Below are 10,835 nucleotides of genomic sequence, written 5' to 3'. Positions count from 1 at the left end.
TCCCCGGCCTCACATTACCGAAGCATAACCCCGGTCGCCGACTTAATGAAGAATGCGCCGCATCGCGCCTGGCAGCAGCATCGACAACGGATTAACTGACAGATCCGGCTTCTCGACCGTTCCATGCAGATCGAACGTCGCCGCGAGCAGCCCGCCGCCCTTCTCTGGAGACAGCAGATGCCCCAAAACCGGCAGCCGCCCGGGCAGCGCATTAAGCCCGAACAGCGGGACGATCGTCCCGTTCAGGCTCAGTTTAGCCGTCGTCAGGTCGATCGGCCCTTCCATCGTAGCCCCAAGCGCCTGATTGCCGATCACGCCATCATGCAGCACCAGCAGGTTCCCCGCCAGGCTCAGACGCGTCGCCAGATGGCTGATCTCGAACCGGTCCAGATGATTGGTCAGCCAATGCAGCGGAGACAGGTCCGATACCGCAGTCAGCGTCAAAGGCGGCCGCAGGAACTGTGACGGTCCCATTTCCACATGCCCCCGGAAAGGAGGCAGACCTCCCCACAGTCCGGCCGATTTCGTATTCTGACCTTCCGGCACCTTCCGCACTGTCGTCTCGTCCGGCGTGAATACCCCGTCCAGATGCGTCTGACCGCCCCGGATACGGTCATACAGGCCCAGACCTTCAAGCAGCGTTCCCAGATTATCAATATCCAGCACAAACGGATGCTCACGCCCCGTATCGCCCAGCACCGCCCGCACCCGCGTCGGCGCATCGAGCGCAAATCGCCCCGAGACCAAATGCCCGTTCCGCAGCTCAATTTGCGAGACAACACCGCCGACCTGCGCTCTGGGCCCATAATAGACATGCGGCGCATTCAGGCTGATGGACCAGCTGTCCCCCATGGACACGTTCTTTTCGCCTGCCCCACTCCGCGGCGCAGCAACAGGCGCCGTCGGCAGATGGGGCGCGAACATCGGCGCCAGATCCAGCGGATCCGCATCGACCGTCACGCCAATGGGCTGACTCACGGCCTGCGGCAGGGCGATACGCGCATCACCCTCCGTCCGGCCGATCCGGAAGCCCTCAAGCACGATCTCCGTCAGCTTGCCTGCACGGGTCACACCGCGCCCCGCCACGGAAAGCCCGGTCCCATGCGCCTGCAATCCGTCCAGAACCGACATGCGTCCGTTCTGGAACCCGATATGCACCATGGCCGTCGCAGGCTCACCCATCGGCTTGGCCCAGATCGGCACTGTCAGCGCCGCCTGTGCCATGTCCAGCGACAGCTTCAGATCGGACATCTCATTGGCCTGCTGCACGAAATGCGCATTCAGAACCGCATGCCCATCAAACAGCCCTCCCGGCGCGATCCGGGCCTTCGCGGCGGACTGCGGGTCCAGAACCGAACGTGCATCGATCGTCTGCAACACCCGAGACGGCGCCCCGCCCTGAAAATTCTCATGCAGCACGACATGCGTGGGAATCCCCGCAAGCCGTCCGTCTCCCGTCAGGTCCAGCGCAGCCTCGGTCGCAGACATCTTTCCAGACGCCCCGTCCACCGGCTGCCCCATCAGGACATTGCCCAGATGCACGCCGGAGAACGTGGCCTGCGTCCAGACATGCAGCGCCCCGTCCGGAATATGCGCGACAAGCGGCAGCGTCATCCGCACATGCGCATCCACCATTCCATCCGGATTCGTGAACGGCAGCGGATGCCGCGCCAGAAGATGCAGCCGCGGATGCGCCAGCGCGGACATGAAGCCTGCCAGAGACCCCGTCAGATGCGTGGAAATATCCCCGGTCTGATCCTTTGCATACAGATCGCCAATCCGGATCTCCCCGTCCGGAAGCAGCACATTCTCCTTCACGCCTGTGGGCTGGACACCTCGGCTCAGATCAATCACGAGCGTCTCCGGCCCGTCGAAATGCAGGGACGCATCCAGGCCCGTCGCGGGCGGAACCGGCCGCAGCCAGTTCACCGTCAGACCGCGCCCCGTCAACTGCCCCTGAACCGAGACTGGCAGAATGCTGGCCGGCCCATGATCGCCGTGCAGATGGGCTTTAACCTCAAGGTCCCGCCCCGTGCCGTCGGTGATGTTTCTGGAAATCCAGCGCCGGCCGCCCTTGATGATGCTGGCCGGCCAGATGGAGCCCAGCGTCGCAAAGCGCACCCCGTCCAGCCCGGCCTCGACGTCCCCGTCCATCACCCGTGGCTGACGCAGACTGTCCAGCCTCAAACTGGCCGAGGCATGCACATGTGTCAGCGTACCCGTATTATCCGCCACATCCAGCCCGACAGACGGCACCGAAACCGTAGCACCCCCATTCAGGCCCAGGCGATCCATCCGCAGATGCACACTCGCCTGTCCGGCATGGAGATGAATCGGATCAGCCGTTTTCTGGAACACCTGTCCCTCGCCCAGCGACAGGTTCAGCGTCAGTTCCGAAGGCTGCTCGTCCATGCCATGCGGCACAAAAACTGCATCCGCGCCGACCGATACCGGAACATGCCAGTCCGCCACCAGCGGGCTGAAAATACCAAGCTTCGCAGGTTCAAACGGCGTGCTGCCCAAATGGAGGCTGCCCGTATTCCCAACCTGCCTGGCCTGCGCCGTCAGGGTCGTGCGGAACCCGTCGAGCATGACCATCGTCCGGGCAGTTCCCGTCCAGACGAAATTCGGCGAATGGTGCGCCACCCGGATGCGGCGCCCCTGCATCTCGACCGGTCCGATCACGGCGGTCCGGCCCTGCGGCAATCCGGCGAGAGTGACGGAAACATTGTGGACATCAATTGCCCGCAACCTGTCCAGCCGCGTCGGCACGCCCCGGCCACCCCGTTTCTGGTTAGGCAGATCCATGTCCACGTCGCCACCGGGCAGACGGCGAAGGGCCAGCGTGGCGTTCTCAAGCCGCAAGGTTCTGGGCGCGATCACGCCCTCAAACAGCGCGCTCAGCGACAGAACGGCATCAGCCTCTTCGGCACGTTCGGCGATCAGATCATCGAAGCGGGTGACTTTCAGTCCGCGCGCCATCAGCACCAGTCCGGCGGGAACGCCACCCGCCGCAGGCTGCCACTGGATGTGCAGCGTATCCCAGCTCAGACGGCCGGCCGGATGTCCCGGGCGCTTGCCTGCCGCGATGGAAACTGGCTCCACAAGATGCGAGATGCGCGTGATGTCCACCGGACCATGCGCCAGCTCCCACAGGAAGACACTTCCCGCGGCAGCGACGAGCGCGATGGGCGTGATACAGACCAGCGCTGCCCAGCGCGCAATATGCAGATGCCGGGGGAAATGTGGCCCTGGACAGAAAGGATGGAAACGCCTGCGGGGAGAGCGCGGGAAGTCGGGGACGGCCATAGACGGTCATCGGCGCGTTTCCGGCCTGTCTCCCTCGTAAAAAAGTTCGTGCGGGAAGCCCTCAGGCTCCCAAAGAGAGATTCCGGAATGCTTCAGACACCAGAGCTGCGTGGGTCGCAGGCTTCACCTTGCGCCACACATTCCGGATGATGCCCTGCCCGTCCACCAGGAAGGAGCTGCGCTCCATTCCCATATAGGTCCGGCCATACATGGATTTCTCAACCCATGTTCCATAAGCCTCGGCGACGGCATGATCCTCATCCGAAGCCAAGGGAAACTGAAGCCCGTATTTGGTGGCGAATTTTTCAATTTTCGCCACCGGATCGGGGCTGACGCCAATGATGGTCAGGCCATCAGCCTCAAACTTCGGCAGAACTTCCTGAAGCCCACAGGCCTGCGTCGTGCAGCCCGGTGTATCGGCCTTCGGATAGAAATAGAGCAGATAGGGCTTCCCTTTCAGCTCTGCACTGCCAACCGTGCGTCCACCCGAGGCGGAAAGCGTGAAATCCGGCGCACGGTCACCCGGCTGAAGGTCCGTTATGGAGAGAGAAGCTGTCATGACAGGCATGATTGCCTCACCCTTCCGCTCCGATCAAGGCAAAGTGGACACAGAGCGTTCAGTTTGCCGAGATCAGTAACCCCGATACATCCCTGGATAGACCACTGCCGGCGGCGGTCCGTAAACGACCTGCGGCGGCGGTGCATAAACGACCGGTGGCGGGGCATAGACCACCTGAGGCGGGGGCGGCGGAGGCGCATAAGGCTGCGCCAGAAGCGCACCACCCACGGCACCCAGCGCCAGACCACCCAGAATCCCGCCTACGATAGCGCCAGAATGATCGTGATAGCCACCATGCCAGCCACCGCGCGGGCCACCATATCCATAGCCCGGGCCAGGGCCGCCACCATGCCAGTGAGCCTGAGCCTGCGGCACCAGAACATTCGGGACAATGGCAGAGCCGATCAGCAGGGGAGCGGCCATAAGAACTGCACGTGTGATGCGACGCATGGCATCTTTCTCCTCGAAACACGTGGACCGGAAATCCCCGGATGAAGGGGGTCTTTTTCCGTCCATGAGAAAGATCATGACCGCTGAAAATGGCAGCAAGAGGCGTCAATCATGGCAGAAGCCGGACGAATTGTAACAGCGCCGGGCCGCTCAGGCCCCACGATCTCAGTGCGCGGGATCGACGCGGTGATAGCCCGGCGGCGGGTCGAAAATCTCGACAGGCTGCGGGGCGTGGCTGACGGAAACTGCCTCCACGACCGGCTTGCCATCATGGACCGCCCCGAGCATCAGACCGTCATCAGTGTAACAGAATGTGGTTGGGTGATGATCGCTGTCCGCGCTTTCCCAGATCGTGCAGGCTTCACCCGCGATCCTGCCCTGCCCCAGTCTGCGCCATGATCCGGATGCTGGTGTCCCAGGCGCGGAAAAACCCTGCGCCGGCGCAGACATGACAGTCGCCGTACGGTTCGTGCCATCCAGCACCATCAGCGTATGCGTGCGGTAATCCGTCAGCATGATCGTAGCAGAGCCTTCCGGCTCGACCCGCTGCCGCCACAGCGCGGACGTCCAGCGCATGCGCTGGTGCATGCGCTGCCCGGACGGGCCGGTCAGGACATAATCGATATCGGCGTCATGCAGCGGCGTTACCAGCGGGGCCGAACCCAACTCTGGCGAGGGTGCCGGAACCGGAGCAGACGGCACATTTGCCCTTGCCGGGAAAGCGCATACTGCCGCCATCAGAATACAGGCCGCGCCGCATGCGCCGTGCCAGAACGTCAGCCTCATTTTTGATTTCCATCAGCAGGACCGCTGGGCGGCTGATCCGGAGCGGACACCGAGCCATCCCCCGAAGAATCATTGGAAACGGAAGGCTGGGTCGTATCAGTCTGGGACGACTGCCCCGGCAACTGTGCCTCAGGGCCAGGTGTTGTCGCCGCCGGGGCCGGACTGTCCTGGCTTCCAATCACGGGGCTGTCGGAATCGGACGTCTCGGGGCGTGCTGCCTCAGGCATTGTCGTCTTCATGTCGCTGCCTGAGGCTTCCGGCACGGGAGACGGTGTCGCACTTCCGGCCTGGCTCTGATGGGCTGGCCGGGCCTTCGGCTCGAGAATATGGAATCCCGCCGGCGGCTCGAACGTCGAGGAAGGAATATCATGATAGGACACCGAAAGGGCCTTGATCGATCCTTCCACCCCATCCGCATCCACGCCATTCTCAGTAAGAATGACGCCGTCTTCCGTCACGCAGGCGCTGGCCTTGCCATGGCTGCTCTGGATGTCCCAACGCTCACAGGCCACGCCCGCCACGGTTTCATGTCCCGCCGGCGTATACTGCATGTCCATATCGAGCATGAACGGATTATGCAGGCCATGGCTGGGATGCAGACGCGTATAGACCTGCTGCTTCATCATCACGAGCGTCACCTGCTGCGCCGGCCGGTCGAGAATCGTCACGCCATTGCCGTCCTGCGAATCAATCCGCAGCAGATCGCCCGCCCCCGAGAACGCCACCTTGACGGTATTGGGCCCAGCTTTGGCAGGCGAAGACGGCGTGGTGAGTTCATAGACAACCGTGACATCGCGCGTCGGCGTCAGGCGGGGATGGTCCTCCGCACGGGCCGGCGTCACCAGACACAGGCCGACAGCCAGCACTCCCAAGGGCGCGGCAGACATGAGGGCGGGGCGCGTGAAAACAATCATGGCGGATCTCCGGCAGGCGCGTACCCGGCAGGCACACGCAGGGACGCAATGGATTCCCGCAGGGCCTGAAGGCTGAAATCGTCAGGCCAGACCGCACACACGGTCAGCGCCTGATGAAGCAGGGACTGATAATCCGCCGCTGGAATTCCGATACCGCCAAGCCCCGTCAGATGAGGCGTGGTGTATTGTGTATCCAGCAGCGTGAACCGCCCCTTGCGCAACCCTGCGACAAGATGAACCAGAGCCACCTTAGAAGCATCACGTTCGCGCGAAAACATGCTCTCGCCGAAAAAAGCCCCATGCAGCGACACGCCATACAGGCCACCCACCAGCTTTTCACCGTCCCAGACCTCGATGGAATGGGCGTTTCCCTGCCTGTGCAGGGTACCGTAAAGAGCGCGGATACGCCCGCTGATCCAGGTCGTCTCCCGCCCTGACGCAGGCTCCGCGCAGGCCAGCATGACCGCATCGAAAGCCCGGTCAGCCGTCACCGTCATTTTTCCGGACATCACCAGTCGCATGAGCTTCTTGGGGACGTGCATCCCGTTCAACGGCATGATCCCGCGCTCTTCGGGCAGGTACCATGAGAGTTCCGTGCTTCCGGCGTCGGGCGCCATGGGAAAGATCCCCGAGGCATAGGCCCGCAACAGAAGATCCGGCGTTATGTCGTCCATGAGGATACAGTCTCTACTCGTGTCATGATCCGGTCATCACGGGAAAACATGGCCGTGCCGGCAGCGGGCATGGTAAGGGTGTTCCATCGTCAGGGAGACCTCCAGTGCCGCTTGCCTTCGTCTATGCCATCATTCTCGTCATTCTCGGCGCGCTGCGTCTTGCAATGCCTGAAGCGCACGGCCTGCTGATGACCCTCGCCAAGGTCAACGTCTTCTGCCTGGTCATCTCCGCGCTCATGGATCTGTGGATGATGCGCGAACGCGTCGAACCCCCGTCCATGACCGAGGCGTCCTTCACAGCAGACTGATCAACATCAGGATCAGACCGGCCATCGAGATACCTCAGATCAGACTGCGCACTGCCCCAATAGAGATCGGCAGCGTCTACGCCAGATTGGCCTGCGCCCGATTCAGCCTTCCCGCCATCCCCGTATAACAAGGCGGGTCACCGTCGCAGTTGCTGCTCGCCCAATGCAGACCGTCCTGCTGACAGCACGCGGCGGCGGTGAGGAAAAGCTTACGACCGCCAGCAACGATGTCTATCCAGGCCAGACAGGACTGATCGGCATGGGGTTTCCCCGGAAACTCCCGAAAATCAGGAAAATGTTTCAGATGCGCCGGTTCCCCCTGCGCGCAGGTCGGCAGCTGCTTCCTTAACGGCCAGCCCATGCGTCCGTTCCAGACGGCGGATCGTGAAATGGGCCCGGGCCAGCGCGCGGTAATGCGCGAGGAATGCGGCATTGAGCGATGCCCCACACAGCGCGCCCGCCACGGGCACCATCTGCAACGCGAATTTGCGCGACAGGCCAATTCCGTAATGCGACGCCACTTCCGCCATCAGCATGACGATCGGCCGTCCGCGCAGCAACGCCCGCGCCGAGAAGAACCCGAGTTCGCTCTCATCTTCGGTCTGTCGTGCCGGAAAACTGCGCAGGGCGAACACTTCGAGACAGGCCCGGCGCGTGTCTTCATTACGCAGGTCCTCGCCTTCCTCGCGGGCGATACGCGCGATCTCGCGCATGATGGTCAGCGTCGTGAAACCCACATCCGGTGCAAGACCGAAGATTCCGCCGAAACCACCCAGCGCGCCCGAAACAGCCACGGCGGCCTGTCCCACATTTTCGCGCCAGGGCTCACGAACGGCAGGAGCCTCGTTATCGATCCCAAGTATGGCGACCTTGAACGCACGCTCGATGGCGATCTCAGCCGCGTTGTGGAATTTTTCCTGCACTGTCGGCGCCAGGCCAAGTCCCTGCATACCGAGTCGCGTCGCCTGTCCGACCGCCCCCCCCATCAGGTCTGCAAGACGCACGAGAACCCCGCGACCCTGTTCCACCTTTTCGAGAACCGACTGAAGCTGGGCAAGCGAATCCCCGTCCAGCGCCATCGAAGCGAATTCGCTGGTTGGAAGCTGCGTGTCATTCACTACGGTCATGACGATCAAAACTCCTGTTCGTAAGACCCGAAACCGTTTACCGGATAGCAGGTTTCATATCCTAACATGGCGCCATCATGGGGATATCGGCCCTGTGACGCTACCCGGGACGCCCCCGGCGGGGTGAGGAGAATTACAACAATGACCGTATTATCGCGCTGGATTCTGTCTGCTCCGCTGGCAGCCAGCCTCCTCATCCCGGCCGGTTTTTCGGCCCATGCCGCCACAACTCACACCCGTCACCATGCCGTACACGGTACGGCCAATCTTCCGCAGATGGGCCCGACAGCCGGCCAGATCGTCGGCGCACCGGCCAAACCTCTGACTCCGGCCCAGCAGTCCGCCCTGCCCGATGAAGGCGCCCCGCCGCCGCCACATGGCTATACGGAAGTGGAAGACTCGGAGACCGCGCTTGCCAGCTACAGCGATCGCGTCCGCACCCATCTTCCGGTCGGCATGCCTGGCCCGAACGCCCAGCAGAAGACCAACGGCACCAACAACCTGCCATCCCATTTCACGCTGTTCGGCATGCCGGTGAAGTTCAACGCGCCCGTTCAGTCACCTTATGAAGACGAAGACTCCCCGACGAGCTACGCCGGCCATCCGGTCAACGGCCAGACGAACATCCTCGTGAACGGCGACTCCTCCCCCATTCACTAAAACCGCGCCTCTCAGGGACGCGTCCACCCCCCGATCTGCGTCAGGTGACGAAACTCCGCCTCCGTCACCGGCGCAACTGACAGTCTGGACTGTTTCAGCAGTGCCATCTCCGCCAGGGCAGGATCCGCCTTGATATCGGCAAGACTTACTGGATGGGCAAAAGCCCCCATCGCCTTCACATCCACACAGACCCAGCGCGGATCTTCTGCTGTCGGGTCCGGATAAGCCTCCCGTACAATCTCAACCACGCCGACAATGCGTTTTTCGCTGACGGAATGATAGAAAAACGCCAGATCGCCGTTTTTCATGGCCGAGAGGTTGTTGCGCGCCTGATAGTTGCGCACTCCCGTCCACGGCTCGACGCCGTTATGGACCTGCTGTGCCCACGAGAACGCCTCGGGTTCCGATTTCACCAGCCAGAAAGCCACGTCTCACTCCCGCCGCAAGGGCATGTATTAGGGCATTTGCCGCTCAATTCCGTGAAACGTGATAACAGTGATCGGAACAATGGGACAACGCACCTCTTCCGAATATGATTGCTTCGGACTATTTCAATGGGGAACTTGTCGCGGGGAACCCATCGCCGCGTTGCCACTCTGCCGAGGTCCGTGTCCCAGTGCGCCCTACCCCCAACCTGCTCCATCGCTATGCCAATCCGGGGCAGTTTCTACGTCTGGCGCGCACCCTGCTGCCCTGGCTGACCGGTGGTGCGATCGTGTTTCTCGTAGTCGGCGTGATCTGGGGCCTGTTCGTCGCCCCGGCTGACTGGCAGCAGGGTGACACCGTGCGCATCATGTACGTACATGTCCCGATGGCCTGGCTGGCTTCGTCCTGCTACCTCGGCCTTGCGATCTGCAGCGTGCTGTCTCTGGTCTGGCGGCATCCATTGGCCGATCTCGCTGCCATCGAAATCGGCCCGGTCGGCGCCTGCGCCGCTGCTTTGTGCCTGATTACGGGGTCGCTCTGGGGTGAGCCGATGTGGGGCACATGGTGGGTGTGGGATGCACGCCTGACCTCGATGCTGGTGCTGTTCTTTTTGTATCTCGGCCATATCGCCCTCATCCGCGCCTTCGATGAACCGGCCCGCGGCCAGCGCGCCGCCGCGATCCTCGCACTGGCTGGCGTCATCGACCTGCCGATCATCAAGTTCAGCGTCCAGTGGTGGAACACCCTGCACCAGCCCGACAGCATCACCCTGACCGGCGCACCCACCATGTCCATGATGATGCTCTGGCCGCTGCTGATCTGCACGATCGGCTTTACGCTGGGTGTTGCGGCCGTCATTTTCACCCGGCTCAGCGCCGCCATCCATGAAAGCCGTGCGCGCCAGATGATGGCCCGTTCGCGTCTCGATCGCAGGGACAGTCAAGCAGCATGATGCATCTCCCGAACCACTGGCCGTATATCGCGGCCTCCTATGCCCTGACGCTGGGTTGTTCGCTCGTCCTCGGTGTCGGTGCTGCCCTGCGCCTGCGGAAATCCAAAGCCCGTCTGGCCGCCGTTGAGGGCCATGCCCGCCGCCGTGAAAGGTCAGCATCATGACCCGCAAGACCCGTCGCCTCTGGATCGTCATCGCCTGTCTGGCCTGTGTTGGCTCCGCCGCAGCCCTGACCCTGCGGGCGTTCTCGTCCAACATCGTCTTCTTCATGGCGCCCTCGCAGGTGAAGGCCAATCCGCCGTCGCCTGACCGAACCATCCGCCTCGGCGGCATGGTCATGGCCGGCAGCCTGCACCGCATCAACGAGAACGGTACTCCCGTGAACGCCTTCGAAGTTACAGACGGACAGGCCGCCGTCGAGGTCCATTACACGGGCATTCTCCCCGACCTGTTCCGCGAAGGACAGAGCGTCGTGGCCCTCGGCACCGTGCAGAAGGATGGTGGCTTCACAGCCAGCGAAGTCCTCGCCAAGCATGACGAGACCTACATGCCCAAGGAAGTCGCGGACGAACTCAAACGGACTGGCAAATGGGACCCGCGCTTTGGCAAAGCGCCGGACGCCTCAAGTTGGGACACCATGACCGCAAAGAAAGCAGGGGGCTGATCGCCT

The 10,835-nt window shown here is 62.6% G+C and carries 13 protein-coding genes; 5 read left to right on the top strand and 8 right to left on the bottom strand.

Features of this window, described 5'->3' with window-relative positions:
- Positions 1-42 precede the first annotated feature (42 nt).
- The 6 genes from IGS75_RS09710 to aat all read right to left on the bottom strand — a co-directional run bounded on the left by IGS75_RS09710 (position 43) and on the right by aat (position 6,692).
- Complete coding sequence (locus IGS75_RS09710; RefSeq protein ID WP_202256716.1) at positions 43-3,309, bottom strand: YhdP family protein; 3,267 nt, start codon at positions 3,307-3,309, stop codon at positions 43-45.
- Between the two features lie 61 nt (positions 3,310-3,370).
- Positions 3,371-3,877: a thioredoxin-dependent thiol peroxidase gene (gene bcp, locus IGS75_RS09705; RefSeq protein WP_141349632.1), complete on the bottom strand. Its 507-nt coding sequence runs from the start codon at positions 3,875-3,877 to the stop codon at positions 3,371-3,373.
- Between the two features lie 63 nt (positions 3,878-3,940).
- Complete coding sequence (locus IGS75_RS09700) at positions 3,941-4,318, bottom strand: hypothetical protein (RefSeq protein ID WP_141349629.1); 378 nt, start codon at positions 4,316-4,318, stop codon at positions 3,941-3,943.
- A gap of 165 nt (positions 4,319-4,483) precedes the next feature.
- Positions 4,484-5,104, bottom strand: a complete 621-nt coding sequence (locus IGS75_RS09695) for a hypothetical protein (RefSeq protein WP_202256715.1) — start codon at positions 5,102-5,104, stop codon at positions 4,484-4,486.
- Positions 5,101-6,018, bottom strand: coding sequence for a DUF4412 domain-containing protein (locus tag IGS75_RS09690; RefSeq protein WP_141349625.1), 918 nt, complete (start codon positions 6,016-6,018; stop codon positions 5,101-5,103). The genes IGS75_RS09695 and IGS75_RS09690 overlap by 4 nt, the downstream gene beginning before the upstream one ends.
- Entirely contained in the window at positions 6,015-6,692 is a 678-nt protein-coding gene (gene aat, locus IGS75_RS09685; RefSeq protein WP_202256714.1) for a leucyl/phenylalanyl-tRNA--protein transferase, read from the bottom strand. The genes IGS75_RS09690 and aat overlap by 4 nt, the downstream gene beginning before the upstream one ends.
- Positions 6,693-6,796: 104 nt before the next feature.
- Between aat and IGS75_RS09680 the strand changes: the two genes are divergently transcribed.
- Positions 6,797-7,000 (top strand): hypothetical protein, encoded by a 204-nt coding sequence (locus tag IGS75_RS09680; RefSeq protein WP_202256713.1) that lies wholly within the window; start codon positions 6,797-6,799, stop codon positions 6,998-7,000.
- 287 nt (positions 7,001-7,287) lie between these two features.
- Here the strand turns inward: IGS75_RS09680 and IGS75_RS09675 are convergent, their stop codons facing one another.
- Positions 7,288-8,127: an EcsC family protein gene (locus IGS75_RS09675; RefSeq protein ID WP_202256712.1), complete on the bottom strand. Its 840-nt coding sequence runs from the start codon at positions 8,125-8,127 to the stop codon at positions 7,288-7,290.
- Positions 8,128-8,268: 141 nt separating this feature from the next.
- Between IGS75_RS09675 and IGS75_RS09670 the strand changes: the two genes are divergently transcribed.
- Positions 8,269-8,787, top strand: coding sequence for a hypothetical protein (locus tag IGS75_RS09670; RefSeq protein ID WP_202256711.1), 519 nt, complete (start codon positions 8,269-8,271; stop codon positions 8,785-8,787).
- Positions 8,788-8,798: 11 nt separating this feature from the next.
- Here IGS75_RS09670 and IGS75_RS09665 read toward each other — a convergent pair whose 3' ends face one another.
- A complete protein-coding gene (locus IGS75_RS09665) occupies positions 8,799-9,215 on the bottom strand; it encodes an EVE domain-containing protein (RefSeq protein ID WP_141349612.1) in 417 nt (138 codons plus the stop codon).
- 188 nt (positions 9,216-9,403) lie between these two features.
- Between IGS75_RS09665 and IGS75_RS09660 the strand changes: the two genes are divergently transcribed.
- Genes IGS75_RS09660 through ccmE form a run of 3 tightly spaced genes read left to right on the top strand, consistent with a single transcriptional unit; the run spans position 9,404 to position 10,829 of the window.
- Positions 9,404-10,165 carry a heme ABC transporter permease gene (locus tag IGS75_RS09660; RefSeq protein WP_141349610.1) on the top strand — a complete coding sequence of 254 codons (762 nt, stop codon included), beginning with the start codon at positions 9,404-9,406 and terminating at the stop codon, positions 10,163-10,165.
- The gene (locus IGS75_RS09655) at positions 10,162-10,329 is read left to right on the top strand and encodes a hypothetical protein (RefSeq protein WP_167315815.1); all 168 of its coding nucleotides are present in this window, start codon (positions 10,162-10,164) and stop codon (positions 10,327-10,329) included. Before IGS75_RS09660 ends, IGS75_RS09655 begins: the two co-directional genes overlap by 4 nt.
- A complete protein-coding gene (gene ccmE, locus IGS75_RS09650) occupies positions 10,326-10,829 on the top strand; it encodes a cytochrome c maturation protein CcmE (RefSeq protein WP_011253174.1) in 504 nt (167 codons plus the stop codon). The genes IGS75_RS09655 and ccmE overlap by 4 nt, the downstream gene beginning before the upstream one ends.
- Positions 10,830-10,835 lie beyond the last annotated feature (6 nt).

The organism is Gluconobacter sphaericus, from assembly GCF_016757795.1.
Taxonomy (GTDB): domain Bacteria; phylum Pseudomonadota; class Alphaproteobacteria; order Acetobacterales; family Acetobacteraceae; genus Gluconobacter; species Gluconobacter sphaericus.
Note: the sequence above shows the minus strand (reverse complement) of the source record. Positions and strands in the feature narration are given on the sequence as shown.

Bases quoted from the DNA above. Each gene is read 5' to 3' on its own strand.
- IGS75_RS09710 (WP_202256716.1), bottom strand. From the start codon at position 3,309: ATGGCCGTCCCCGACTTCCCGCGCTCTCCCCGCAGGCGTTTCCATCCT.
- bcp (WP_141349632.1), bottom strand. From the start codon at position 3,877: ATGCCTGTCATGACAGCTTCTCTCTCCATAACGGACCTTCAGCCGGGT.
- IGS75_RS09700 (WP_141349629.1), bottom strand. From the start codon at position 4,318: ATGCGTCGCATCACACGTGCAGTTCTTATGGCCGCTCCCCTGCTGATC.
- IGS75_RS09695 (WP_202256715.1), bottom strand. From the start codon at position 5,104: ATGAGGCTGACGTTCTGGCACGGCGCATGCGGCGCGGCCTGTATTCTG.
- IGS75_RS09690 (WP_141349625.1), bottom strand. From the start codon at position 6,018: ATGATTGTTTTCACGCGCCCCGCCCTCATGTCTGCCGCGCCCTTGGGA.
- aat (WP_202256714.1), bottom strand. From the start codon at position 6,692: ATGGACGACATAACGCCGGATCTTCTGTTGCGGGCCTATGCCTCGGGG.
- IGS75_RS09675 (WP_202256712.1), bottom strand. From the start codon at position 8,127: ATGACCGTAGTGAATGACACGCAGCTTCCAACCAGCGAATTCGCTTCG.
- IGS75_RS09670 (WP_202256711.1), top strand. From the start codon at position 8,269: ATGACCGTATTATCGCGCTGGATTCTGTCTGCTCCGCTGGCAGCCAGC.
- IGS75_RS09655 (WP_167315815.1), top strand. From the start codon at position 10,162: ATGATGCATCTCCCGAACCACTGGCCGTATATCGCGGCCTCCTATGCC.
- ccmE (WP_011253174.1), top strand. From the start codon at position 10,326: ATGACCCGCAAGACCCGTCGCCTCTGGATCGTCATCGCCTGTCTGGCC.